The organism is Corynebacterium sp. MSK218, from assembly GCF_030232655.1.
Lineage (GTDB): Bacteria > Actinomycetota > Actinomycetes > Mycobacteriales > Mycobacteriaceae > Corynebacterium.
The window spans coordinates 142,412-168,232 of sequence record NZ_JASPGN010000007.1 but is presented as its reverse complement, the minus strand read 5'-3'; the positions used below and the strand labels follow the sequence as shown (position 1 = coordinate 168,232).

22 protein-coding genes and 1 pseudogene are annotated in these 25,821 nt (G+C 60.9%); 13 read left to right on the top strand and 10 right to left on the bottom strand.

The features are described from left to right. Both QP922_RS07695 and QP922_RS07690 read left to right on the top strand, forming a co-directional pair. Window positions 1-630 (top strand): annotated as a pseudogene (locus tag QP922_RS07695) (hypothetical protein); the annotation flags it as partial. Window positions 631-841: 211 nt separating this feature from the next. Next, window positions 842-1,780, top strand: coding sequence for a class F sortase (locus tag QP922_RS07690; protein WP_284808714.1), 939 nt, complete (start codon window positions 842-844; stop codon window positions 1,778-1,780). A 30-nt stretch (window positions 1,781-1,810) separates the two neighbouring features. Here QP922_RS07690 and QP922_RS07685 read toward each other — a convergent pair whose 3' ends face one another. Together QP922_RS07685 and QP922_RS07680 are read right to left on the bottom strand one after the other, a co-directional pair. Then, a complete protein-coding gene (locus QP922_RS07685; protein WP_284808713.1) occupies window positions 1,811-2,638 on the bottom strand; it encodes a PRD domain-containing protein in 828 nt (275 codons plus the stop codon). 127 nt (window positions 2,639-2,765) lie between these two features. After that, on the bottom strand, window positions 2,766-4,895 hold the full coding sequence (locus QP922_RS07680; protein WP_284808712.1) for a glucose PTS transporter subunit IIA: 2,130 nt from the start codon (window positions 4,893-4,895) through the stop codon (window positions 2,766-2,768). A 338-nt stretch (window positions 4,896-5,233) separates the two neighbouring features. Here QP922_RS07680 and pta point away from each other — a divergent pair, with 338 nt between their 5' ends. Next, window positions 5,234-6,598 carry a phosphate acetyltransferase gene (gene pta / locus QP922_RS07675; RefSeq protein WP_284808711.1) on the top strand — a complete coding sequence of 455 codons (1,365 nt, stop codon included), beginning with the start codon at window positions 5,234-5,236 and terminating at the stop codon, window positions 6,596-6,598. Beyond that, window positions 6,599-7,819, top strand: coding sequence for an acetate kinase (locus QP922_RS07670; RefSeq protein ID WP_284808710.1), 1,221 nt, complete (start codon window positions 6,599-6,601; stop codon window positions 7,817-7,819). A 32-nt stretch (window positions 7,820-7,851) separates the two neighbouring features. On the opposite strand, the gene QP922_RS07665 is transcribed toward QP922_RS07670, so the two are convergent. Genes QP922_RS07665 through QP922_RS07655 form a run of 3 tightly spaced genes read right to left on the bottom strand, consistent with a single transcriptional unit; the run spans window position 7,852 to window position 12,988 of the window. Beyond that, window positions 7,852-10,485, bottom strand: coding sequence for a serine/threonine protein kinase (locus QP922_RS07665; protein ID WP_284808709.1), 2,634 nt, complete (start codon window positions 10,483-10,485; stop codon window positions 7,852-7,854). Then, window positions 10,482-11,564, bottom strand: coding sequence for a glutamate ABC transporter substrate-binding protein (locus QP922_RS07660; RefSeq protein ID WP_284808708.1), 1,083 nt, complete (start codon window positions 11,562-11,564; stop codon window positions 10,482-10,484). The genes QP922_RS07665 and QP922_RS07660 overlap by 4 nt, the downstream gene beginning before the upstream one ends. After that, window positions 11,564-12,988 (bottom strand): GlnX family signal transduction membrane protein, encoded by a 1,425-nt coding sequence (locus QP922_RS07655; protein WP_070670437.1) that lies wholly within the window; start codon window positions 12,986-12,988, stop codon window positions 11,564-11,566. Before QP922_RS07655 ends, QP922_RS07660 begins: the two co-directional genes overlap by 1 nt. A 48-nt stretch (window positions 12,989-13,036) precedes the next feature. Between QP922_RS07655 and QP922_RS07650 the strand changes: the two genes are divergently transcribed. From QP922_RS07650 to QP922_RS07625, 6 genes are all read left to right on the top strand, one after another. Next, complete coding sequence (locus tag QP922_RS07650) at window positions 13,037-13,525, top strand: NUDIX domain-containing protein (protein ID WP_284808707.1); 489 nt, start codon at window positions 13,037-13,039, stop codon at window positions 13,523-13,525. Window positions 13,526-13,564: 39 nt separating this feature from the next. Further along, complete coding sequence (locus QP922_RS07645) at window positions 13,565-14,503, top strand: ABC transporter ATP-binding protein (protein WP_284808706.1); 939 nt, start codon at window positions 13,565-13,567, stop codon at window positions 14,501-14,503. Next, window positions 14,493-15,257: an ABC transporter permease gene (locus tag QP922_RS07640; RefSeq protein ID WP_070670444.1), complete on the top strand. Its 765-nt coding sequence runs from the start codon at window positions 14,493-14,495 to the stop codon at window positions 15,255-15,257. Before QP922_RS07645 ends, QP922_RS07640 begins: the two co-directional genes overlap by 11 nt. Beyond that, complete coding sequence (locus tag QP922_RS07635; RefSeq protein ID WP_284808703.1) at window positions 15,254-16,435, top strand: multidrug effflux MFS transporter; 1,182 nt, start codon at window positions 15,254-15,256, stop codon at window positions 16,433-16,435. The genes QP922_RS07640 and QP922_RS07635 overlap by 4 nt, the downstream gene beginning before the upstream one ends. 109 nt (window positions 16,436-16,544) lie before the next feature. Continuing rightward, window positions 16,545-17,894 carry an AAA family ATPase gene (locus QP922_RS07630; RefSeq protein WP_070670613.1) on the top strand — a complete coding sequence of 450 codons (1,350 nt, stop codon included), beginning with the start codon at window positions 16,545-16,547 and terminating at the stop codon, window positions 17,892-17,894. Between the two features lie 77 nt (window positions 17,895-17,971). Further along, window positions 17,972-18,355, top strand: coding sequence for a hypothetical protein (locus tag QP922_RS07625; protein WP_284808702.1), 384 nt, complete (start codon window positions 17,972-17,974; stop codon window positions 18,353-18,355). 35 nt (window positions 18,356-18,390) lie between these two features. Here QP922_RS07625 and cls read toward each other — a convergent pair whose 3' ends face one another. From cls to QP922_RS07605, 4 genes are read right to left on the bottom strand one after another with little or no spacing between them, the layout of a single operon-like run. Then, window positions 18,391-19,854, bottom strand: a complete 1,464-nt coding sequence (gene cls / locus QP922_RS07620) for a cardiolipin synthase (RefSeq protein WP_284808701.1) — start codon at window positions 19,852-19,854, stop codon at window positions 18,391-18,393. A 15-nt stretch (window positions 19,855-19,869) separates the two neighbouring features. Continuing rightward, entirely contained in the window at window positions 19,870-20,679 is an 810-nt protein-coding gene (locus QP922_RS07615) for an exodeoxyribonuclease III (protein ID WP_284808700.1), read from the bottom strand. Between the two features lie 5 nt (window positions 20,680-20,684). Further along, on the bottom strand, window positions 20,685-21,683 hold the full coding sequence (locus QP922_RS07610; RefSeq protein WP_284808698.1) for an N-acetylglutamate synthase, CG3035 family: 999 nt from the start codon (window positions 21,681-21,683) through the stop codon (window positions 20,685-20,687). Beyond that, window positions 21,683-22,297 (bottom strand): peptide deformylase, encoded by a 615-nt coding sequence (locus QP922_RS07605; protein ID WP_284808696.1) that lies wholly within the window; start codon window positions 22,295-22,297, stop codon window positions 21,683-21,685. Before QP922_RS07605 ends, QP922_RS07610 begins: the two co-directional genes overlap by 1 nt. A 16-nt stretch (window positions 22,298-22,313) precedes the next feature. Here QP922_RS07605 and QP922_RS07600 point away from each other — a divergent pair, with 16 nt between their 5' ends. Genes QP922_RS07600 through QP922_RS07590 form a run of 3 tightly spaced genes read left to right on the top strand, consistent with a single transcriptional unit; the run spans window position 22,314 to window position 24,572 of the window. Next, on the top strand, window positions 22,314-22,565 hold the full coding sequence (locus QP922_RS07600) for a DUF3263 domain-containing protein (RefSeq protein ID WP_070670460.1): 252 nt from the start codon (window positions 22,314-22,316) through the stop codon (window positions 22,563-22,565). A 57-nt stretch (window positions 22,566-22,622) separates the two neighbouring features. Continuing rightward, a complete protein-coding gene (locus QP922_RS07595; RefSeq protein WP_141754566.1) occupies window positions 22,623-23,378 on the top strand; it encodes a LytR C-terminal domain-containing protein in 756 nt (251 codons plus the stop codon). Between the two features lie 48 nt (window positions 23,379-23,426). Continuing rightward, on the top strand, window positions 23,427-24,572 hold the full coding sequence (locus QP922_RS07590; protein ID WP_284808694.1) for a glutamate--cysteine ligase: 1,146 nt from the start codon (window positions 23,427-23,429) through the stop codon (window positions 24,570-24,572). On the opposite strand, the gene QP922_RS07585 is transcribed toward QP922_RS07590, so the two are convergent. After that, window positions 24,569-25,807 carry a glycosyltransferase 87 family protein gene (locus QP922_RS07585; RefSeq protein ID WP_284808693.1) on the bottom strand — a complete coding sequence of 413 codons (1,239 nt, stop codon included), beginning with the start codon at window positions 25,805-25,807 and terminating at the stop codon, window positions 24,569-24,571. The genes QP922_RS07590 and QP922_RS07585 overlap by 4 nt on opposite strands. Window positions 25,808-25,821 lie beyond the last annotated feature (14 nt).

Genomic DNA, 25,821 nt, shown 5'->3' with positions numbered 1-25,821 from the left:
CCGAATAAGCCGGGTGAGGAGACGACCCCGAATAAGCCGGGTGAGGAGACCACTCCGAATAAGCCGGGTGAGGAGACCACTCCGAATAAGCCGGGTGAGGAGACGACCCCGAATAAGCCGGGTGAGGAGACCACTCCGAACCAGCCGGGCGACGAGCCGTCTGAGCCCACGACTGATGTTCCGGATGAGGGCCATGGTCGCGGCCAGGGCGACGATGAAGATGGCAAGGACAAGTCTGACCTGCCGTGGTGGCTGCTGCTCATCCCGGGTCTGGGCCTTATCAAGCTCATCATCGATGGTGGCAGCGGTGGCAATGGTGGCGACCACGATGGTGGTAAGGACACCCCGGAGGTCACCGAGGGCAACGGCCGTGGTGGTGACCATGGTGAGTCCACTGGTGACAACACCGGTCGCGATGACCGCGAGATCACGGTTCTGGACGCTACCCCGCCGGAGGACGCTGGCATGCCGCTGCCGTCCAACGATGACCGCGAGATCACGGTTCTGGACGCTACCCCGCCGGAGGACGCTGGCATGCCGCTGCCGTCCAACGCTGAGCGTGTCGAGATCAAGCACGTACCGTCTGGTGCGACCAAGCTTGAGCCTGGCATGAAGGACTTCATCAAGTAGTCCGCCTCATCCGCCAGTCCCTAGCCCATATGGGCAGGGATTGGTAGGGGCAGAACTTGTGTAGGGCAGTCCCCTCCAGGGTTCATGGTGAACGCTGGAGGGGATTTGTCATCTATTGTTTAATTAGAAAATTTAATGCTTAAGAACGTTAGAAATCCGCGGTCAGCTGCACAGTGTGGCGGGCTGCTAGCGCTTAGAGGAGTAAGAAGTTATGGCCGATCCAGAAGAGAACAACGGTATCCCGGAGTACCCGTCGCAGGACTCCAATAGTGATTCGAACGCTGATACAGGCACTGGTACAGAATCTGCGTCCGTACCGGCATCGGCGGGAGGAAGTAGTGGTGGCGCTCATTGGAAGCCGGAGGATGGTGAGAAGAAGGGCGGCAAGAAAGCACTCATCGCTCTCCTAGCGCTCATCGCCATCATCCTGGTAGTTGTCCAGCTGGTAGTGTACTTCGGCCGTGGTGGCGACGATGATGATGCTGGCGATTCGGCGGCGTCGTCCACGGTGGCTGAGCAGTCAGACGAAGCCGCACCAACCACGAATAGTGATCCTTTCGTGGATGATTCCGGTGAACAGGACCAGGAAATTGATGCTGCGCCAGGTGAGTTCCGCGACTTCGGGGCGATGTCCTTGGGCATCAATGAAGATTTTGCAGCGGTCGATCCGATTCAGGTCACTGATACCGGAATGCTCATTCCGCCGCGTGATGTGTCGAGACTGGGCTGGTACTCGGCCTCGGCAGTACCGGGTGAGCCTGGCCCGGTGGGATCCAGCGTGATTACCGGCCACATTAACTACCAAGGCCAGGGAACTGGCTTCGCAGAGAAGTTCACCACCCTAGAGCAGGGCCAGGAATTTGCCGTCTACATCGACGGTGAAGAGCGCAAGTTCCGCGTAACTGAGGCTCCGTATCGTTTGCCTAAGGGCTCTGGTTTCCCGGACGTCATCAATGACACGGATGGCGAGAACCGTCTGGTGCTGATCACCTGTGGCGGCAAGTTTGTTGGTGGTCAGTTGGGCTACGAGGACAACATCATTACTGTTGCAGAGCCCGTAGCAGCGCCTGCCGAAGAGGGCGCTGAAGCACCGGCCGAGGCGCCGGTTGAAGCACCAGCTGAGGCACCCGCTGAAGTGCCGGCGGCTTAGCTGTCGTAGCCGTCTAAGCCGGTGAATGGCTTAGACGGAGGCCTCCTTCAAGCGCGCAATGTGCAGTGCCAAATAGGAGACCTCATCGGGGGTTAGGGTGTCGTCGAGGCGGAGCTCAATGAGGTTGGAGACAATCTGGGCGGTCTCGCCGGCATCGGGGTACCGGGCGGAAATGGCGGTGGCGACTTGGCGGTCGTCGGAATCGAGCTGTTTGTGCTCGGCCATGCGCACGAAGAGGTAGCGCAGGTGCGTGATGAAGCGCGCGACGGAGATGTCCTCGCTGTTGAGCTCAGTGCCGTTGTGGGAGCCAATGACAGCCAGGATCTGCTGAATAAGGCCCGTCATGCGGTACGTTCCCGACAAGTCGCCGACGGCGAAACCGGCGTTAACCAGATGGAGAGTAATCGCCACGGCTTCGTCGTGGTCTAGTGGCTTCTGGAGGCCATCGTTAATGGCGGATAGAAGCTGTTGCGCGAGGGTGAAGTCCTCAGCGTAGAGGTGGCGGACTTCTGCCTCTAAGGGGTAGGAAACGGTATGACCACGGGAGACTGCGCCGTGGATGTGATCCGCTAGTGCAACGACGAGTGTGAGCTTGCTGCGCAGTGCTTCCGGCATGTCGACTGAATGCATAGCGTCAATGACGAGTTGCACGTATTCGCCGGGAATACCGGCAATCATCGCGGCGAGGTGGTCCGGGTCGCGGCCAGAATCCGGAACAAAGACCTTGACCACCTTGTCCGGATCCACAGGAGTGCCGGGCTGGGCTTGGAAGCCAATGCCGCGGCCGGTGACGATGACCTCCTCCTCGCCGCGACGTGCGAGCACGACGTTGTTGTTGAACACGCGCAACAGTTGCACAAGGCACCTTTCTGGTTGAGGCCTCACCGATATCGAGTTGGGGCCACAACGACTTTTAAAACGACGAAAGCTGGCCACGATGGTGATACATCGAGCCAGCTTAGTCAGTGGGTATGCGTGGGGTGCCTTAGCGGGTGGTGGTGATGACCGTATCGCCCGCAGAGGCGTGCTTGAGACCCGCTGGGGTGACCGCAGACAGGGTCTTGGTGTTGGTTACGGCGAGGACAACGGTGGTGTCGTAGCCGGCCTCACGGATTTTGTCGAAGTCAACAGTAGCCAGCAGCTCACCCTTCTGGATGGTGTCGCCCTTCTTGACAGCTGGGGTGAAACCGTCGCCCTTCATCTTCACGGTGTTGATGCCGATGTGGACGAGGACCTCTACGCCGTCTTCGGTCTTAATGCCGTAGGCGTGGCCGGACTTCATGGCGCTCATGACGGTGCCGCTCACAGGGGAGTACACGTCGTTGTTTTCGGGGACGATGCCGACGCCATCGCCAAGGGTGCCAGCCGAGAAGACCGGGTCATCGATTTCGGCCATCGGGACAACCTCACCAGTGGACGGGGAAGCAATGTCGGTCGTGGTGCCAGCAGCAGGCTCAGCAGCTTCGGCCGGGGTGTCTGCCTTTGTGGCAGTTGCGGTGGCAGCACCTGCAGCACCAGCACCAGCACCGGCGCCGGCAGCGTGTGCGCTAGTGGTGCTTGGGGAGGCGTCGCCAAGCGCGGCGTCATCAGCGGTGTTGGCGTTGGTCTCACCGCGCTCGGCAGCCTCGCGTGCGGCCTTGGCCTCAGCGCGCTCTTCCGGGGTGCGGTAGTCGGTGAAGAAGATGAGCAGGAAGGCCACGATGAAGGCCACGGCGATGGAGATGGCGTACTTGGCCATCGGGGTAAAGACCGGGATGGTCAGGATGGAGGTGAAGACGAAGGCATCGGTAGTAATGCCGTTCGTGCCCAGGGTCAGCAGAGCCACGGTGAGACCACCGGCGAAGCAGCCTACGAGCATGCGCGGGTAAATCCGCTTGTAACGCAGGTGGATACCGTAGAGGGAAGGCTCAGACACACCGCCGAGCAGGCCGGCCAGGAGGGCTGAGCCAGAGGTCTGGCGCATCACGGTGTCGTGGTCACGGATAGATAGAGCCAGAACACCAGCGGTGGCACCGAAGCAGGCGAAGTTCCACGCGCCCATCGGGCCCTGGATGAAGTCGTAGCCCAAGGTCTGGATGTTGACCAACATGAGAGCGTTGAGAGGCCAGTGCAAACCCAGAGGGACGAGGAACGGGTAGAGCATCGGGATGGCCAGGGCGAAGACGAACGGGACGTGGTCGTTCATCCAGGACAGGCCCGCGCCAATGCCGTTACCAGCCCACACGCCGAATGGGCCGATGATGAAGGCCGTTAGCGGGATGACGAAGAGCAAGGTGAGGAAGGGGACGAAGACCATATGGACCGCGGACGGGATGATCTTCTGGAAGCCCTTGTAGAACAGTGCCGCGACGGCCGCCATGATGAGTGGCACGAAGACGTTTCCGCCGTAGTCTTGCAGCTGCAGTGGCAGGCCGAAGATATCGATGGAGCACTGCTCAGCGGACAGGGTTTCATTGGTCACACACTGTACAGCTGGGTTGTCGGTCAGGCCGGTGAACTCCGGGGTGAACATCGCCAACATGATTGCAGCCGGAACCCAGGGATCGATGCGCAGCTTCTTGCCGGCGTTGTAGGCCACCATTACCGGCAGGAAGAAGAAGACGGAGCGCCACATGGCGTCGACAAAAATCCACGAGGCGGGCTTATCCTCAGCGCGGAAGTCAACGACGCCGATGGCATCCAGCACTGCGGCGAAGGCAATAACCAGGGATGCACCCAGCAGTACGCCCAGAATCGGGCGGAAGGAATCCGAGAGGTACTCGAAGAAGGTGTCCATCCATGGCAGCTTGCCCTTGGACTTGGCACGGGCGGCGGCTTTGACATCATCGTTGGACTGGCCGCTGGACTGGCTACGGTTCTTCATTTGGGGAAGAGCCTTGATCTGGTCGTAGACCGTGGCTACGTCGCCACCAATGACCACCTGGTAATTGCGGCCACCCTGCGGCACGGCACCCATAACCTTGGGGATGGCCTCGAGTGCTTCCTTATCTGCCTTGGAGGCATCAGCCAGCTCAAAGCGCAGGCGCGTGGCGCAGTGCGTAAGAGAGGTGATGTTCTCCGCTCCGCCGATGCCATCCAGGATGGCCTCGGCTGCCGAGCGAGTTTGGGTCGACATGAGAATCCTTTCGCAAGTTAAGGGCCTGTGAAAACCACAAAAGACCTAGGCCACAATGGTTCATAGCGAACCATCCCCACGCGGCTACGAGTGGGGAGCCTAGGTCTTGCCCGAAGTAACAATCCTGTCTAGGAGACTACTCCGAGCACCTCACGGGGGACAAGTCTTTGTGTAATAGCACACTTTTTGCTAATGGGTGTGCTGTTGTACAGGGTAGATGCGTTGTGGGCGTTGGCAGGGTGCGGCGAGGATGGTCATGTTCCCGTACTGTGAAGGTGTCACTGTGTGCCCTGTGTGTGAGCGGGGGTACACGCCTTCCCTGTAGAGAAAGGTTTCATATGCCCATCACGTCCTCACGTAAATCCGCATTCATCAGCGTCATCGGGCGCGGCTTCGATGGCTTGGGCGTTGAGGCTGTGGCGCAGGAACTCGGCGCCACCTTCGCCAAAGTCGATGACTTGGGTACAGAGCTCAGCCAAGTCCTAGAAAACGCCCCGGAGGGCGACGTGGTCCTCCAGGGCACTGGCGTCATGGATTTCGACGCCAAGGCTGCTGCTGCCCTGGGCCTGCCGTTCGTACTCATTTCCGATGCCCCTGCCCGTACCGCTGAGCTGGCGCTTGATCACGCGCGCTCTGTCGGTGCGACTGTCGTGGGCGCGCTGACTGATGTGTCCTCCGTTCCTGGTGCGATTTCTTCCCTGGAAGAAATCGAGCCCTACATGTGTGCGGAGCTTTTCCAGAAACAGCTCCTGGACCAAGCCCGTGAGGTTGGCGCCCACATCGTCCTGCCGGAAGGTGAGGATGACCGCATTCTGGAAGCCGCTGGTGAGCTCATCAAGGGCAAGGTGGCGAAGCTGACGATTTTGGGTGATGGGAACGTCGAGAAGCGCGCCCAGGAACTCGGGATCGACCTGTCCGGCGTGGACATCATCAACCACCTGGAGTCCCCGCTGGCAGAGGAATTCGCCGCGGACTTTGCGGAGCTGCGTAAGAAGAAGGGCGTGACGCTGGAGCAGGCACGCGAGACCATGAAGGACGTGTCCTACTTCGCCACGATGATGGTGCACAAGGGCCTGGCTGACGGCATGGTCTCCGGTGCTGCGCACACCACCGCACACACCATCAAGCCTTCCTTCCAGATCATTAAGACCAAGCCAGAGGCCTCTGTAGTTTCCTCCATCTTCCTCATGGTCATGCCGGGACGCCTGTGGGCCTTCGGCGACTGCGCCGTGAACCCGAACCCGACGCCAGAACAGCTCGGTGAGATCGCCATCGTGTCCGCGCAGACCGCTGCGCAGTTCGGTCTTGATCCGCGCGTGGCGCTGCTGTCCTACTCCACCGGTACTTCTGGTGCTGGCCCGGACGTGGAAAAGGTGGTGCAGGCAGTCGAGGTGGCCAAGGGTATTGATTCCTCCGTGGCCGTGGACGGTCCGCTGCAGTTCGACGCTGCGTGTGACCCGGGCGTGGCTGCCAAGAAGGCACCGGAGTCCCCGGTGGCTGGTCAGGCTACGGTCTTTGTCTTCCCGGACCTGGAGGCCGGCAACATTGGTTACAAGACCGCGCAGCGCACCGGTGGTGCCCTGGCTGTGGGCCCGATTCTGCAGGGCCTCAACAAGCCGGTCAACGACCTCTCCCGTGGTGCGACCGTTCCGGACATCATCAACACGGTAGCGATCACCGCTATCCAGGCAGGGGTGAAGTAAATGGCGTACGTACTCGTTCTGAACTCCGGTTCCTCCTCCGTTAAATTCCAGTTGGTGGATCCGAATAGCTCGGCTACCGATACTCCGCTGGTCTCCGGCCTGGTTGAGCAGGTTGGTGAGCCGCAGGGAGCCGTCACCGTGAAGACCGGTGGCGAGGAGTACAAGGAAGAGCTGGAGATTCCTACCCACTCCTTCGGCCTCGACCGTGCTTTCAGCATCATGCATGAGCACGGCGTGGGCCCGACGGACGTGGAGGTCATTGCAGTTGGCCACCGTGTTGTGCACGGCGGCCGCCTGTTTAGCGAACCGCAGCTCATCGTGGACCAGATCGAGTCCATGATTGAGGACCTCATTCCGCTCGCTCCGCTGCACAACCCAGCCAACCTGGACGGCATCCGTGTGGCCCGTCAGCTGCTGCCAGATATCCCGCACGTGGCGGTCTTCGATACGGCCTTCTTCAACGGCATGCCGCCCGCGGCGGCGCTGTACGCCATCAATAATGAGGTGGCCTCGCAGTACGACATTCGCCGCTACGGCTTCCACGGCACCTCCCACGAGTTCGTGTCACAGCAGGTGCCGAAGCTGCTGGGCCGCGACCCGGAGCATACCCACCAGATCACGCTGCACTTGGGCAATGGTGCATCTGCCGCAGCTATCCGCAACGGCCGCCCGATTGATACCTCGATGGGTCTGACCCCGCTGGCTGGTTTGGCCATGGGTACCCGTTCTGGTGATATTGACCCGGGTATTATCTTCCACCTTTCGCGTCAGGCGGGTATGTCCATCGATGAGATTGACAACCTGCTCAACAAGCAGTCCGGTGTGAAGGGTATTGCGGGTGTTAATGACTTCCGCGTGCTGCGCGAGCGTATCAACAACGAGGACCAGGATGCGTGGCTGGCTTACAACATCTACATCCACCAGCTGCGCCGCTTCATCGGTTCCTACATGATTGCGCTCGGCCGCGTAGATGCTATTACCTTCACCGCTGGTGTGGGTGAGAACGACACTGAGGTCCGCCAGGATTCGCTGTACAACCTTGATATGTACGGCATTGACTTCGATAAGGAAGCCAACCTGGTGCGCTCGAAGGAGCCGCGCATGATTTCGACTGCTGAGTCGCAGGTCAAGGTTTTCGTTGTTCCAACCAACGAGGAGCTGGCGATTGCCCAGAAATCCGCGGTTATTGCGGACATGGCACGCGAGGCGGGCCTGTACTAGGCCGTATGGCAAGCGCGTAGTGGTCCTGGCCGCTAGAACATCGTGACTGGGCGGACCTTGTTGGCGAGGTCCACCAGCGCGTAGCGGTGGCGCGAGAAGGGGGCCTGACGGGCTAGGGCGCGCAGGGTGTCGGCGAGGCCATAGCGCAGGCCACGTTGAGTAAAAGGGAACTCGAAGAGATCGTTGGGGGAAGCTGCGGCATCAAGGTCGGCGTCACGCAGGAAGGTGAGGGCGGCCGAGATGACGGCGATCTTGATTTGCAGGAAGCGGGGCTCGTTCTGCGGAATCTCCTCCAAGCGGCGGGCAGCGCGGCGGATGCGAGACTCGGACAAGTCGTGGACGATGAGCTGCAAAATCGTGGTCAGGCGCGCCATGCGGTGGTGGCGAGAGGCGTTCGGCACTTTATCCAACGTGGCTACGGCCAGCTCCACTTGGTGCTCGGCGCGCAGCTGGCGGGCTAGGCCGAAGGCGGAGGAGACCGTGGTGGGGTTTGTGGCCCACACGATGCCGTAGAGGCGCATTGAGTTGAAGCGCAGGTGGGCGGGATCGTCGGTGACATGGTCCCAGATGCCGGGTTGGTCCTCAAAAGCCTCATTTGGCAGATCCGCCAACGAAGTGGTGAGGTTGGCGCAGGCGCGGGCCACGGAGGCATCGATAAGCGCTGCTTCTGAATACCCCAACTGTTGGAGAATCAGTTCATTGACTGCACCAATGGCCAACTTAGGTGCGGCTTCACCAGGCAAGATGTCGAGGACGTGAGCGAAATGAGCCTGGGCATCGCGGTACTTATCCAGCAGCAGCTCCGCCACGCCGGAGTACCAATGGAAGCGCCAATCGTTGTCGAGGCGGTCCTTGATGGAGGCCAGCCACTCGCGGGCCTGTCCGATGTAGCCTAGGTCAATCATGGCACGCACCACACCGAGGGGGATTTCCGCGGACTCCTCGTACTCGGGGGTCTGCATGGCCTGGCGGAGGGTTTCCAGGGCTTCCTGAGGCTCGGTGTAGGAAGAACCCTGGAGTAGGGAGGCGCCGACGTCGGAGCGGATGATGAGCGGGGCAGGCAGCGCAGAGACGACCTCGGGGGCGGTGATGCGGACGGTGCGATCGATGCCGTCGATAAGCTGGTCCGTGCGGAAGACCAAGTGCTTGGTGCCGAAAGTGGTACGTTGCGGGGAAAAGACCGAGTGCTGGGCCGGGTGCTGGATGCCATCGCGGAGAGCAATGACTTCACGCAGCACACCGAAGAGCTGATCACGCAGCTCAGATACGGAACGGAAACGCTTGTCCGGATCTGGGTCCGTGGCGCGCAGGAGCAGGCGATAGAAGGAAAGGTAGCGGCGCAGCAGCGGCTCCTCGGTGGGGGAGGGAAGGCCCGGTTTGTACACGCCATCCTCCACCGGCAGCTTGAGCACCAAGCAGGCGAGAGTGCGGCCGATGGTGTAAATATCGCTGGCCACGGACGGGCCTTTGGTGGCAATCTCAGGGGCCTGGAAACCTTGTGTGCCGTAGATGTGACCGAAGGCGCCGATGCCGGAGACGGCGCCCAGGTCAATGAGTTTGACTTGGTCCTCGGTGACGATGATGTTGGAAGGCTTGAGGTCGTTGTAGACCACGCCGCGGGCGTGCAGGTAATCCAGGGCGGGGAGGATTTCTAGGATGTAGGCAATCGCCGTGTCGACCGGGAAGACGCCATCCTCTTGGTGGTTGCGGCGGTTCTTGAGGGACGGGCCACCGACGTATTCCATGACGATGAAGCCGCCGGGCACGCGGGCATCATCGATGAAGTTAAAAATCTTGACGATATTCGGGTGCGTAATATCCGCGAGGAACTCGCGCTCCGATTCCGCAGTGGCGGTCTGCTCGGCGGAATTTTCTGCCTGCATGCCCTTGAGCACGACGATGCGTCCGGAGACAAAGTGGTCGTTGGCCAGGTAAATCCAGCCCAGGCCGCCGTGCGCGAGGACGCCGAGGATTTCGTACTGCTCAGCCACCATGTCCCCGGGCTTCAGTTGCGGCGGAGCAATGCGCGGCGAGTCTTCGGGGTTAATGAGGGCATCCTGCGGGTTGCCGGGCACCACGAAGGGCAGCGTGGCCATGCCATCGGCTACCTCGCGGTCGGTGCGCTTGGTGGTGCGGCGCTGGCGGAAAGTGTCAATAGCGCGCCGGCGCGATACATGCGAGGGATCCTCGTTCTTGCGGCGGTCACGCAGCTGGCCAAGTTCCTCGATGAGGGCGGCGATGTTATCGGAATCGACGAATTCGCCGTCGCCTGGTGTGGTCTTGCCTTGTTTGGGGTCGCTCGGTGTGGCGCCGCGGGATACCTGGCCTGTCGGAGTGCCGTCCGCGCCGGAGTGAGAAGGCGTGGCGAGGACAAAGTTGCTGTCATCGTCCTCGTCTTCGTCGTCAGCGAAGGGATCGTAGGGTACGGCGGCGGTGGCATCGTGAGCGTCGGTGAGGGTGCTCTGAGGGCTTGTAGTGTCGTTGACGGTGCTGAAGGCTGGGGTGTCTTTGGCGTCGTCTTCGTCTTCGTCGTCGGCGAAGGGATCGTAGGGCACGGCCTCCGTCGCGTCGTTGATGTCGCTGTGGGCAGCCTCGGGTTGAGGGTCCGGCTCGTGGTCCTCAGGGGTGAGGTGGTCGAGCTCATCCTCAGTGAAGCGGTGGCTCATGGGCGTGCCTCCTTTGCGGACGTGGACTCGTTCTCGGTCGCGGTCGTGGATGTGGATTTATCCTCGGTCGCGGGTGGGGCCTCGTTGAGGTACTTCGGCTCGGGGAGGGTTGGGCGCTCCATGTAGTTGCCCAACCAGGTATTGAAGAGTTTGAGCCACGTGCCGTCGGAGCGGATGCGCTCCAGCGTGGAATTGACCTGCCGGATGAGTGGGCGGGAATCATAGGAAGCATCGGGCTTGCGCACGGCCACGCCATAGCTTTGGGTCTCTAGGGCATCGCCGACGATTTCGGTGTAGGAGTCTTGGGCCAACATGCCGGAGAGTAGGGCGTCATCGACCACGATGCCGTCGGTCTGACCAAGCTGCAGGGACATGAGGCAATCGCCCCAGGCGCGGGTCTCCAAGATGTCGGCCGCTGGTGCGTGCTTGCGAATGGCGTTGACCATGGTCGAGCCCTTCGCCGCGCAGAGAGTAAGACCGGCGGTATCCGCCACGGAATGAATGCCGGATTTCTTCAGCACGAGCAAGCGGGCATCCGTCTTCATATAGGGGATGGAGAAGGCCACTTCGCGTTGGCGCTGCGGGCTAATCGTCATCGTGCGGATGACCATGTCCACCTGGCGGTCATTGAGGGCTTTAGCGCGGTCGGAGGCTTCCACGAAGCGGAAATCCACCTTGGAAGGATCCCCAAAAATATCGCGGGCGATTTCGCGCGCAATGTCTACTTCAAAGCCGCGGACCTCACCAGTAGCGGTGTCGCGGTAACTCAGCAGGTTATTTGAGCGGTCCACGCCCACGATGAGGCGGCCACGTTTGATGATGTCCGGCACGCGCTCCTCAGGAGTCTTGTCGTCCGGGTGGTAGGAGCCGTAGGGTTCGACCTCGCTCTCCGCGGCAGCTTCGCCCGCGCCGGCGGGTTCGATGATTGCATCCTCCGGCAGCGGTGGGCCGGGCGTGGAATGGACATTGGCGCTTGTGGACAGAACAGGTGCGGGAGCTGTGGTGTGGGTCGATTCGCAGGCGCTGAGGCTGAGGGCAAGGGCGGCCAACGGGATCGTCGTCAAGCACAGGCGTCTCATTAGAGGTACTCCTGCAGACGCGGACGAATGCCCAACCACACCGCGATGATGGCGCCGAACGTGGCCAGGGAGACGCCCGTGGACACCAAGGTCATGGCGTTCAGGCCCTGCATGAGGTACTCGCGCATGGACTCACGGGCTTCGTCGATAAGCTGGGCCAGCGAATTATCCACAGCGTTGAAGGCACTCGCGGCGGTCGGCTCACCATCTGGATCGATAGCTGTGGCCTGGTACACCGCGGCGTCGTAGTTGCCCGTGGAGAGGCTGTCCATGAAGGCCTCGTGGGTGACGGCCCAGTCTTCCACTGCGCGCTGCGCTTGCGGGATAAGGGCGGGGTTGGAATCTTCACCCAACGCTTGCTCATAATCCCGCAATGCATGGTTGACGGAATAGACCGTGGAGTTAAAGTGCACGGACATATCTTCCTGGGAGGAACGCAGGACCAGCGCGAGGGTCTCCGAGGTGCGCATCTGCTGGGCTTCAATCCGGGAGGCGGTGAGGGAATCCCAGGGGCGCGAGACCGTCTCGAACCCCTGGTGGCCCGAGGCCCACGTGGCAAAGTTGGCCGCGGAAGCCCACACGAGGGCGATGAAGAGCAGAGCGGTGGCCAGCACGAAGCCGCGGTTCAGTCGGCGACGGGTAAGCCGCCACAGCCACCATTGCGCCAAGCCCAAAAAGATGAGCGCGGCCACGAGGCCGGAGAGCGGTACCCACTGCGGGCGGGTGAGGCGCTGTTGCTGTTGGGTGACCTTTTCAGAGGTCAGGGTGAACAGCTCCGCCGCGGCGGGCAGAATACGGGTACGCATGAGCGCCGAGGCATTCGACATGTAGGAATTCGCCACCGCGTTGCCCGCGCGGTGGTTGACGCGAGCCTTCTCCACGAGGGCGGTGTAGACAGGCAGCTCACGCTGGATGAAGGTGACGAGCTCGCGCACACGTTCATCATCGGAGGAGGAGCCCACCACGGATTGAGTCGCGGCTACCGCGGCGGCGTCGATGGCCTCGTTATAGCGCTCGCGGTTGCCTACTGGTTCCACGCCGGCCTGGACGAAGCCAGTGGTGGCCACCGTATCCGCGAGGGACAGGTTGGTGTAGAGGTGGTGCGCCGCATTCGACATCGGCTCCGTGGAGGTCAGCAGGGCATCCAAGTCATCGTGGCGCGCGGCCGAGGAGGAAGACATGGAAAAACCCGCTGCGGCCAAGGCCACGGTGAGGATGAGCGTGACGCTAAACAGCTTGCCCGGGGTCGTGGCGGCGAAGCTGTAGAGACGCCGGACCAGGCGCGCCGGGCCGGCAAAAGAGCTCATGGCCAGCTGGGTGGGGCGGCTAAACGCGGGCGCGGCAGGTTCGGTGACATCATCGAGCCAATGATCGCCCCATGATTCGGGGGAGTGCTCGCGCAGTTCGGTGGCCGGGCCGGTCATTCCCTTAGGATAGCGCCCTTGTCCCGAAAGTGGGTATAGATTGGAGGCATGTGTACACACGTAAACCCAGAAATTTCCGGTGACGGATGGGCCGAAGGCCCGGGCGGGGTTCCCGTGTGGGGCAAATTCGGGGCGGCGGGACTCTTCCTGGTGGCGGGCAACGAGGTGCTGCTGCAGCATCGCGCCACGTGGACCAACAATGGCGGGACGTGGGGAATCCCGGGCGGGGCGCGCGATAAGCCGGAAACACCCGAGCAGGCAGCGCTGCGTGAGACCGAGGAAGAAACCGGTGTGGCCGCAGCGGACGTGGAGGTCCTCGAATCCATTGTCACCGCCGGGCCTTTCGCTGGTGGGTGGACCTACACCACGGTCCTGGCGCGCACAGTGACGGGCGAGCGCTTGCCGACGACTGCCAATGAAGAATCCGCCGAGCTGCGCTGGGTGCCGTTTGACCAGGTAGAATCGTTGGAACTGATTCCGCCTTTCCGGGAGGCACTACCACAGTTGGTGGCGCGCTACGGGGAATTGAGTAGCTAATTCAAGCATGTGGCAGGAAGCTGTGGCACGCTGTAGGTCATGATTGAAGTAGCCGGACTGACAAAGCAGTATAAGTCTGTCCGCGCCGTGGATGACCTCACCTTTCAAGTACAGCCGGGCCAGGTAACCGGCTTCTTGGGGCCAAACGGTGCCGGAAAGTCAACGACCATGCGGATGATCCTGGGCCTTGACCGCCCCACGGCGGGCACGGCCCTGGTGCACGGCAAGCCCTACCGTGAACTCAAGCACCCGTTGCGGGAGGTGGGCGCGCTTCTCGACGCTAAAGCGGTCCACGCCAACCGCTCTGCCGCCAATCACCTGAAGTGGATGGCGCAGTCCAACGGTATCCCGACTTCCCGTGTTGAAGAGGTGCTGGGACTCGTGGGACTTTCCGATGTCGCCGGTAAGAAAGCCGGCGGCTTTTCCCTCGGCATGGGCCAGCGCCTGGGCTTGGCTGCGGCGCTGTTGGGCGACCCAGGAGTGTTGATCCTGGATGAGCCGGTCAACGGCTTGGACCCGGAAGGTATTCGCTGGGTGCGCTCCCTCGTCCGCGCGCTTGCTGCGGAAGGCCGCACGGTGCTCATTTCTTCCCACCTTCTTTCGGAGATGGCGCAGACTGCTGACCACCTCGTGGTCATTGGGCGTGGCCGGTTGATGGCGAACCAGCGCACCTATGACTTTGTCAAGGAAAACTCGTCTGCCTCCGTCATCGTGCGCTCGGAACACCTGCGTGAATTCGGCTCCGCCTTGAAGGAGGCAGGGGTGTCGTTCTCCACGTCTATTGATGAGGAGCAGCGCCCGACGCTGGTTATCCCTAACCAGACCACTGACTTCGTGGGCCAGCTGGCCTACTCCACTGGAGTGCCGCTGACCGAGCTTACGTTGCACCGCGCGTCCCTTGAGGAAGCCTTTATGAAGATGACGACGGATGCGGTGCAGTATCAGGCCCAGAAGGAGGTCACCACCAATGTTTCTTAACACGCTGCATGCGGAGTGGACCAAGCTGCGCACAACGAAGTCCTTCTGGTGGACTTCGGGAATAATCTTCTTCATTATTACGGGCTGGACGTTGCTCAACTCGCTCAATGCGGGCGAGGCTGTGCTGGGCATTAGCCCGCTGCAGCCCAATGCTCTGGCGGCGATTCTCCTGGTGCTGATCGTGCCCATTCTCATGATTCAGGGCGCGATGGTGATTACCACTGAGTACCGTCACAAGACCCAAACCGTGACGTTCATGGCCAATCCGAATCGCTGGACGGTGGCGCTGGCGAAGCTGCTGCTTTATGGCGTGATTGCTGCCCTCATCTTGTTCTTGGGCGCGGTCTACATCTTTGTCCTGGCGGATATGACCACCAACGAATCTGCTGCGGAGGCTTTCCAGCCTTTCTCGGATGAACGCGCTCAGCGCTTGCTGTGGGCTTTGCCCGTCGCGGGCTTTGGCGCGGTCATGTTCGTTCAAGGGTTGGGGTGGTTGCTGCGCCATACTGCGGGTACCGTGGCGATTTCGCTCATCCTCTACATGGGCATTGAGAACACCGTGCGCTTCCTGCCGGTAGTGGGTGACAAGATGATTCACTTCATGCCGTTTACTGCGTTTACCAACTGGACCATGGACGTGGTGGAGGATTCCGCGCCCTGGGATAGCGTTGGCATGAGCGCGGTCATCTTCTTCGGTTGGGCCTTGGCCCTTTGGCTTCTTGGCATTCTGGCGTTGGAGCGCCGCGACGCGTGATCCCCTTTTCCCTCCTTGCAACCTTGGCGCTGTTGTCCGCAACAGCGCCTTTTGCGACGGACATGTACCTGCCGGTTATGCCGGCAATTGTGGCTGACCTCGGCACGACTCGTTCCATGGTGCAGCTGACCATTTCGGGCTTCTTCATCGGAATGGGTATCGGCCAGCTGCTCATGGGGCCACTGTCTGATGCCATCGGGCGCAAACCGCTGTTGCTGAGTGGTGCAGCGTTGGCCCTAGCTGCTTCGGTACTGGCAGCACTTGCTCCCAGCGCCATCATCCTTGTGGTCGCTCGCGTGCTCCAGGGCCTCGGTGGCGGTGCCTGCGTGGTGCTCGCGCGTGCCGTTGTTCCCGACCTTGTCCACGGCGCTGCTGCGGCGAAGGCTTACTCGCTGCTCATGGCCTTGCAAGGAATTGCCCCGGCGGTGGCCCCAGTCCTGGGCGGTGTGCTGGCGGAGCCGCTGGGCTGGCGCGGCATCTTCTGGGTTCTTGCTGGCCTTCATGCGCTGCAGCTGATTCTGGCTTGGGCAATTGTCCCTGAGACTGTACGTGGCCAGCTTCGTTCGGGCGCGGCTCGTTCAAGCCTGGCGCGCACGGTTGCCGGTAACTACTGGGCAGTGATCACCAACGTCCGGGTTTGGGCCTACCTCGTCACCATGGCCTTCGGCTTCTGCTCGATGTTCTGCTACATCTCCGCCTCGGCCTTTGTCCTCCAGGACCAATGGGGCTTTACGCCCCTTACGTATTCGCTGATTTTCGGTGTAAATGCCGTGGGGCTCTTTGCCGCCACGCTGGTGAATTCGCGCGCTATGGACTCCGTCTCCCCGGCCTTCATGCTGCGCATTGGTGTCGGCGGCATCGTGGTGTGCGCGCTGCTGTTGCTGCTCACAGTAATGGTGGGCGCGCCAGTGTGGCTGTCCCTCATCGTGCTCTTCGCCTGCATTGCGCCGACGGGTTTCATCATGGGCAACGCCACCGCATTGGCCACCGGTCTGATGCGCTCCCGCGCTGGCAGCGTGTCCGCCATTATGGGCTTTGGCCAATCCCTGCTGGCCAGCGTGGTCAGCCCCCTTATGGGTTTGGGATCTAATCCGGCGCAGACTATGGCGCTGGGCATGGTGGTGTGCAGCGTTGTCGCTTTGTGTGGGCTGCTTGCGTCCTCTCGTCTAGCTGGTTGACTTCTGGCGTGGCGAGACTGATTTTGGTGGCGGAAAGTGTCCGCGCTCCGCATTACGAGAGTCACCTTGAGGACCATGATTGCCAGCGCAAATGTGTATCATGAGCGGCATGTCCACTCCCCGCCTTGCCGAGCTGCGACTGCGCAGGTTTAAATCGTTTCACGATGCCGTACTCACACTACATCCGGTGACTTTTCTTACAGGTCTAAACAGCTCCGGCAAGTCGAACGCCTTAGATGGGCTTGAGGTTTTGTCGCGGTTATCGTCGGGCTCGGAGCTCGGCGATGCTCTTGATGGACGTATGACGCACGCAGGGCCAATCAGAGGAGGCTCCCGTGGTTGTGCACCACACGGCGAAGATAGTTTTGAACTGGGCTGCACTGTCGAAGCTGGACAAGATATCTTTCGCTATGACGTAGAAATACAGGTGCTTCCGGAACTGCGAGTGCTTAAGGAAAGCCTGGTGGGGCCAGGGTACTCCGTAAAAAATGGGGTCAGAACTGAAGAAGCAGAACTTTTTAAGACGCAACCTGCGGCAGATAAGCTCGCTGGGATTTATACGGAGATTTTCAATGGAAAGCGTGGCGCAAATCCAGCAACACTTATGCGGGACTCCCGTCTAATTCTTGGGCAGGTAAAGGCAGTTCTTGCAGGGAAAAACCGTGCGGAGAATTCGGTGCTGAAGGGCGCATCGATTGTGAGTACTGCACTTCGATCAGTGTTTCACCTCGACCCGGTGCCAAGTCTTATGCGCAACTACGTTGCGAAGAAGAACGCTCAGCTCAAACGCAGCGGCGAAAACCTGTCGGCGGTACTTTGGCAATTACGAAAGGATTCGCCTGAAACCTTCCGCGATTTAGGGCAGTTGGCTGCTCACGTTACCGGAGTGGACTCTACTTTGGATTTTATTGACACTCAGCTGGACGAAGTGATGCTTACTCTTGTCGAGCACTTTGCGGATGGAAGGCATGAAAGCACACCCGCACGTGAAATGAGCGATGGGCTTCTTCGTTTCCTGGCGATCGCGACAGCTTTAAAAACAGCTCCCAGGGATTTGGATATCGAGCAGCCTCTTTCACGCGGGGATGATGTGGAAAGCGCCGTAGCGCAAATCGTCGTCGAGGAAATGGAAAACGGTCTCCACCCGTCACAGGCGCAAAGAGTTATGCACATGCTTAACGAATCAGCACACAAGCATGACTCTCAAGTTCTTGTAACAACTCATAGCCCCGCGATTTTGGATCAGATTTCTGGTGAAACTAACGGTCAGGTTGCGGTTTGTTACCGAGATGAGAAAACCGGGAATAGTGAACTTTCACCATTGGTGGAACTACCGGATTTCGTGGACTCTATTTCGAAACACAGTCTGGGAGCTGCTGTAACTGCCGGCGAATTGGTCGATGACACCGATACGAAGGCTAGCTTTGACAACCTGAATAAGCTTTTTGGGATTGGCTGACGCGCGTTTACTTCATTGACACTTCGGTTCTGGATAATCTGCTTGAGATTCCGAAAAAGAGCCAGGATCGAGAACAAGTGAAAAACGACTTTTCGAAGCGTCAGTCCGAAAACTCTAGGTTTATCTTGCCTATCACTGCTGTCATTGAAACTGGAAATCATATTGCGCAGCTTTCGGATGGTCAGGTAAGGCGCGCTATTGCGGAAAAGTTTTCGCAGATGCTCGAGTTGACCGCGCAACGGCAAGCCCCGTGGATACTGCATGACTTTCAGTGGAACAAGGAATTTATAACTGAGTTAATTTCCCAACAACGAGCTGGCCAAACGATGGTGGAATTGATGATGCAGCAGGTCGGTGGTGGGGACCTTTGCATTTTGACAGAAAGGGAGCTGTACAGGCGCGCTACCGGAATAACCGCAGAGGTGTGGACGTATGACACCATGCTCGCCAGTAGTACCTAAGGCGAGTGTGTGAGCACTGGGCACGTGATCGCACGCTATTGTAGCGCCGAGGTCAGGCGCATGACGTTGTCGACGTAGCGGCGCAGCAGCCCGCGCTTATTCCATTCTTCGAGGGTCAGCTCGTGGCAGACCTTCTTGTAGTTGGTGGCCAACTGTGTGAAGTCATCGATGAGATCGCCCTTGGCCACGAGCATGGTGGATTCATAGTTCAGGCCAAAGGAGCGCATGTCCATGTTGGAGGAGCCGAACATACACAGCGGATCGCGCCCCGGGAGGTTGGGGTCAGCCAAGATGAATTTGGAGTGCAGCACGAAAGGTTCAGGGAATTGGAAAATCCGCACGCCTGCCTCGAGGAGGGCTTGGTAGTAGGAGGACTGTGCATGGTTGACCATGAACTGGTCGGCCTTTGCTGAAACGAGGAGCTCGACCTCCACATCGCGGTAACAGGCGGTGGTCACGGCTTCGAGCAGGGACTCATCCGGGATGAAATACGGCGAGCACAAAATCAGCTTGTCCTTGGCGTGGTGCACCACCGAGTTGAACATGCGCAGGTTGGGTTCCGTCGTGTAGCCAGGGCCCGAGGGAACAAGCTGGAGGTGGTTGGAGTCATCCGTCATGGCGTCGTCATAAGGCTGCATGTCGAGGGAGAGCTGTTCCTCAGACTCCAGATACCAGTCCACCGCAAACACTGCGGCCAGCGAGGTCACGACCGGCCCGGTGAGCTCCACCATGTAATCGATCCACGCGCGGTCTTTGGTCTTGTACTGGCGCTTAATGATGTTCATCGAGCCCAAGAATCCCGTATGGCCATCGATGACCACGATTTTGCGGTGATTGCGCAGATCGGGGCGGCGGAAGCGGCCCTTGTGCAGCTGTAGCGGCAGCATGAGGCGCCAATCCACGTCAATGGCGGTGAGGCGTTTGCCCAGCGTGCGGTAGCCCTTGTACTTGTAGCTGCCAATCTGGTCCAGCAGCAGCTTGACCTCCACGCCGCGCTCGCGGGCACGTTTCAGCGACTGGAAGAAGACGTCGGTGACCTCATCCCAGGACTGGATATAAATCTCAATGAGCACGTATTTTTCCGCACGGTCGATGGCCCGGGCCATGGCCATGATGGCCTCATCATAGGAGGCGTGGAGCCCCTTGTTGTGGCCGATGAGCGCCGGGTGGCCGGTGAGGTTGCGGTTGAGCTGAATGAGCGATTCGATTTCGGGGGACAGCCTGCCCTCCGGGTGATTGGGGGTGGAGGCGGTGACGTCACTGATGAGCTCGTTGGCCTCTTGCTGGATGCGGTGGCGCCGCCGGTTGATGTACGGCGAGCCCATAAGCAAGAAGAGCGGCAGGCCCACGAGGGGCAGCACGAGAATAGCCAGCAGCCAGGCAGTGGAGCTCGATGGGCGGCGCCCTTCAGGCACGACGCCGATGGCGATGATTTTGATGCCGTAGTCAAGGATCAGCAGCGCCAGCTGCCAGGCGGAGAGATCGATATTGAGGCTCATGAGTGTTGAGAGCGCCTAGCGCACTGAGGCGAAATCGGGGACGTCGAAGTCTGCGATGAGCGGTACGTGGTCTGAGGTCTTATCGCCAGCGCGCTCTACTAGGTCCACCTGGGCGCCCTGTACGAGGCGAGCAAGTGGCTCGCTGGCCAGCTGGAAGTCGATGCGCATACCTTCGTTCTTCTGGAAACGCAGCGACTTGTAATCAAAGTACGTCCAGCGCTCCTTCGCCGTAAAACGGCGCGTGACTTCCTCCAGGCCAGCTTCCTCGAGCATCTGGAAAGCTGCGCGTTCCGGTTCGGTGACGTGCGTCTTGCCGCGGAAGAGGCTGATGTCCCACACGTCTTCATCGCGCGGAGCGATGTTGAAGTCACCGGTGAGCAAGAGCTTCGACTGCGCGCGGGATTCCACGTATCGCGCCAGCGCATAGAGGAATTGCAGCTTGTAGTCGTAATGCGGGTCCGTAATCTCGCGCCCGTTGGGGATGTACAGCGACCAGATTTCCACTCCGCGGATGCGTGCAGACACCGCCCGAGCCTCACGTTTTTGTTCCTTCGCCGGATCCTTGTGGAACCCTGGCTGCCCGGGGAAGAAGGTCTGGACCTCTTCTGGCTCGTCCTTAGACACAATGGCCACGCCGTTCCACTGGTTTAGCCCGTGGCACGTGACGTGATAGCCGGCTTCTTCGAAAGACTCGCGCGGGAACTTCTCATCCGTCACCTTGGTCTCCTGCAAGCAGAGCACGTCAATGTCGTGCTTGGCCAGCAGGTCCACCGCGCGGTGCGCGCGGGTGCGGACGGAGTTGATGTTCCACGTAGCGATACGCATGTGATTTAGGGTACTAGAAGCTCGCGGCAGGCGTAACGGTGGCGATGCTGCTCAATAAAGCCAAGCTTTTCGTACAGTCTGATACCCGCGGTATTGTTCGCTATCACCTGCAAGTATGCCTTCTGCGCGCCGTTGTCTTTGCCCCAGGCGAGCATGTGTGCGCCCAAGGCAGTGCCCAGGCCCTTGCGCCGCCAGCCCTCAGCCACTTCGACGGCGGAATAGCCCAGCCACACCGTGTCATCGCCGGATTCGGTGAGCGTGCCGCGCGTAATCGCAATTGTCTCGCCCGTATCAGAAAGCAGCCGGCCAAAGCCCATCGTGCCCTCAATGTGGCTGCGCAGATACTCCAGCGCTAGCGGCGGGAGCTCCTGGCCGCGGAAATGGTACAGGTCGAGCCAGGCATCATCGGGCTGCTCATCGATGACAAAGTGGACGTCGGAAAGCTCCGGCAGGTCCTCGAGGTTTCTGACCATGACGAGGATCTCTGATTCCAAGGACCATCTATCCGGCTCAGCGGCAACGAGCTTCTCGGCGGACTTCCCGATGCGCTCCGGGATGGCCAAGCGCGTCGGCAGCCCGTGGCGGTCGTAGAAAGCATCGATTTCCTCGATGGGGATGGGGAGGAAACCTGCAGACGGGCCCAGTGGCACTGCCGAGTTGGAACGGCCCGTCACACCATCACCTGCGCGCATGAGCCACTGCCCATCAGAGGTCCACGCATGTTCCTTGCCAGGAAAGGCGGCTGCGGTGGCGACCTCAACGGCGCGGATATCGGAGTTGCGCACCGTGCGCGGCGAGAGGCGCTTAATAATCTTCAGCTGCTCCGGCGGAATCTCCACGGCGTCGAGCGACGAGGGGTAGCCGCCCACCTCCTGCGGGCGGATGACCAGCGGATCAAGGCTTAATACGTGGCCAATCACGTCACTGTGCACGCCGCCGAAATCGCGCCGGGCCACGACGCGCTCGCCCACGGAGACCTCATCGGAGCGGAAGATGCGAGACATTAGTCGTCGTGTCCGAAGGGATCTTCGTCTTCGCCCGGCAACCAGGTGAGGCCGGCTTCGGTCCAGCCGTTGCGCTTAATGGCTTTCTTGGCCTGGCGCTTGTAGCGGCCGGTGAGCACGTCGGTATAGACAAAACCGTCGAGGTGGCCGGTTTCGTGCTGTAGCATGCGCGCGAAGAAACCGTAGCCCTCGATGGAGATGTCCTCGCCTTTTTCGTTCTTGCCGGTCACGCGCGCCCAGTCAGCGCGGCCGGTGGGGAAGCCCTCGCCTGGAACGGAGAGGCAGCCTTCGTCGTCGGAGCCGTCATCGGCGGGCATGGTCTCCGGAATCTCGGAGGTTTCCAGTACCGGGTTGATGACGCAGCCGCGGCGCATGCCGCCCTCAGGCAGCTCGGTGCCATCAGGCCCGTCAGTGTCGGGGCAGTGGTAGACAAAGAGGCGCTTGTTCACGCCGACCTGGTTGGCGGCCAGGCCTACGCCGTGGGCGGCATCCATGGTCTCGTGCATGTCCGCGATGAGCTCCTGCAGCTCGGGGGAATCGATGGCTTCGGTCACCGGCTCGGTCGGATTGTGAAGGACCGGGTCGCCGTGGATAACGATGGGACGAATAGTCATGACATACAGTTTAAGCATGCAGTCCCTGTCAGACCTAGACGCCGCCATTTTGGAGTTCGAGTCCCACGCCCCGCGTGATATCGGCGCCAAGGAGGAGGCTATCCGCACGCAGCTGGACATCTCGCCAGTGCGCTATCACCAGCGCCTTAACGTGCTTCTCGACGTCCCCGCGGCCCACTCTTCCTACCCCCTCCTCGTTGCTCGCCTGCGCCGGCTTCGCGACGCCCGCGAGGACGTCCGCCGTGCTGCGCGCTCCACGGGCGACTAGGCGCGCCGCGCGTGGCAATGCGCCGCGCTACCACTTTTGGCTACTAGAGTTTCCTGTGTGACTAATGTGAATCCGGAAAACTCTGCTTCGCCCGCTTCCTCCGCTGCGCCTGCCTCCGCTGCGCCCGCTTCCACCGCTGCGTCTGCACCCAAGCTGCCCGTGCGCGGCCTCGCCATGGTGCTCATCGCCGTGGCCGTTATGCTCGGCATGTGGGGGCTCTACGCCATGACCTCCGATAAGTCTGAAAATGTCGCCTCCGAGGGTACTAACGACGCCGCAGTTGCCGGCCCCGCTAACGGTGGTGCCGAAGGCGAGAACCAGGGCGGCGCGGCCAGTGGCCAGCAGGATGCAGCCGAGGGCGGCAGCACCGCCGGCGGTGCTGAGGGCACGGATGGCGCCGAAGGCGCAGATAAGGCTGCGGATAATGCCAACGCAGGTAAGGACGCTGAAGCCGGCGACCGCTCCGAGGGAGGTGCCGCCGCTGACCGCCAGCAGGCAGACATCCCGGTCAACGTCTACAACAACTCCGGCCGCGCTAACTACGCCGCCGACGAGGCCGAGCGCCTCAAATCCGAGAAGTTCAACGTCTCCGAGGTGGGCAACTTGAGCGGTGACGTTCTCGTCGCACCGCAGACCACCATCTACTTCCCGGAGGGCGACGCCGCAGCGGAGAACTTGGCCAAGGAACTGGCAGCCCAATACTACGGCGGCAACGTTCCGGGCGGTGCCATCGCGCCGTACCCGGCCGAGCTGACCGGCGACTACACCAAGGGCGACGCTGTCGTCGTGGTCCTCGCAGTTCCGCAGGCCTAAGGAATAAAAACTTATTAGATTCATCCACCTGACAGATACGATAGACAGGTGAATATTCCGGAAGAGAAGTTCGCCCGCTCCCCTGAGCCCACGCTCGGTGTCGAGTGGGAGGTTGCACTCGTTGACCCAGTGACCTGGGATCTCGTACCGCGTGGTGCCGAGCTTATTGATGCCGTCCGTGCCTCCCACCCCAACGTGCATCTGGAGAAGGAATTCCTCCAGAACACCGTGGAGCTCGTCACCGGGGTATGCGCAACGGTCCCGGAGGCCATGGGGGACTTGGAGACGTCGCTTAGCGCAGTGCGTGACGCGGCCGACGCCATGGACGTGCGCCTCTGGGCTTCCGGCGGGCACCCCTTTACGGACTTCCGGAAGAACCCGGTGTCCGATAAGCCCGCTTATTCCGAAATCATCAACCGAACCCAGTATTGGGGGCAGCAGATGCTGCTGTGGGGCACGCACGTGCACGTGGGCATTTGCCACGAGGACCGCGTGTGGCCCATCATCAACGCCCTGATGACGAAGTACCCGCACTTGTTGGCGATTTCTGCCTGCTCACCGGCATGGGAAGGGCTCGACACTGGCTACGCCTCCAACCGCACCATGCTGTACCAGCAGCTACCCACCGCGGGCATGCCCTATCAGTTTGAGGACTGGGCGCAGTGGCAGTCCTACATGCGGGACCAGGCCATTTCGGGAGTCATCAACCACACCGGCTCCATGCACTTTGATATCCGCCCGGCCTCCAAGTGGGGCACGGTGGAGGTACGCATTTCCGACGCCACCTCCAACCTCCGCGAGCTCTCCGCCATCGTGGCGCTCACGCACTGTCTCGTCGTCTACTACGACCGCCTGCTTGACGCCGGTGAGCAGCTGCCGACCCTTCAGCCGTGGCACGTGGCGGAGAACAAGTGGCGCGGGGCGCGCTATGGCATGGACGCGCTGGTCATCACCTCACGTGCGACGGATGAGCGCTGGGTCAAAGACGAGCTAGCGGATCTGCTGGTGGAGCTGGCCCCGCTTTCTGAAGAGCTCGGCTGCGCCAAGGAGCTGCAGCTGGTGCAGGAAATCATCGACGGCGGGGCGGGCTATGAGCGCCAGCGCCGCCTGTATCAGGAGACCGGAAGCTGGCAGAAGGTAGTTAAGGCGACCGCGGACGAGATGGAGCAGCTGCTGCCGCTGGCTGAGGACTAAGCCTTCGACGCCGGAACCGCCGTGCCGGCCTTCGGGCGCGGGGCGATGAAGCCCCACAGGGCGTAGCCGGCAATGAAGAGGATGCAGGACAGCGTCCACAGGGACGTGGCCCACGGCTGGAAGGACGTCATCGAGTCGAGGTTGGCCGAGGACATGGAGAACCACACCGGCACCGACATGAAGGGCAGAGACACCACGAAGAGCGCAGCCAGCGCCGCAAGGGCGGCGAGCTGCTCGCCGAACTTACCGCTAACGCGCTTGCCCACCGCTTGGTTGACGGCCACGAAGACCATGATCACCAAGGGCAAGGTCCACACGAAGTGGTGGTACCAGGAGAAGGGCGAGACCAAGCAGGTGCTAATACCCGTCAGCGCGAAGGCGGCAGTACGGTTGCCGCGCTTGTAGGCAGTGCGCAGCGCCAGGCACGTGAGCACGAAGATGATCAAGACTGCCAGCAGCCACAGGATTCCGCCGTCGATGCCCCACAGGCGGAACATGAGCGAGCGTAGCGACTTTGCCCCGGGGTTGGCATGTTCGCCAACGCGCGAGGAATTGAACATCGCGTCGGTCCAGAAATTCATGGCATCCGGCACAAAGATGAAGCCGAGCACCACGGTGACCAGGAAGGTCACGACGGAGCCCACAGCGGCCCACCAGCGCTTCTCAAAGAGGAGGGCTAGCCCCATGTAGGCCGGCGTGAGCTTGATACCCGCTGCCAGGCCGATGCCAATTCCGGGCAGGCGGCGCTTCATCGGCAAGAAATCTAGAGCCACGAGGAACATGAGGAAGACATTGACCTGCCCGTAGTACAGGGAGCCATGCATCGTCTCATTTGCCGGCGTCAGCGCGGTGAGCAACACCGCGACGAGGATGGCCGCAGGAGTGAGTTTGACGCCGCGTTCGCGGAAAATCATCACCACAATGGCCAGCATCGCCAGGAACATCAACGCCGGCCAAAGGATGGTGAGAGTATCTTTGCTGAAGAACGGCAGGACCTGGAAGAGAATTCCCGCAAACGGCGGGTAGGTAAAGGGGAACTCGTAGATATAGGGGGCGTCGTACAGCAGCCCGCCCGCGTTGAGGTCCTCGCCCGCCATGCGGTAAATAGCCAGGTCGAAGGGGAGGATGAATGTGAATGCCTTGTGGCCGTCGAACTGGATGATACGGTAGACCATCACTGCGATCCCCAGCGCGAGGACAGCGCAGATCGTCGGGATGCCCTGCAGCTTCTTCACGGAAATTCTCCTCA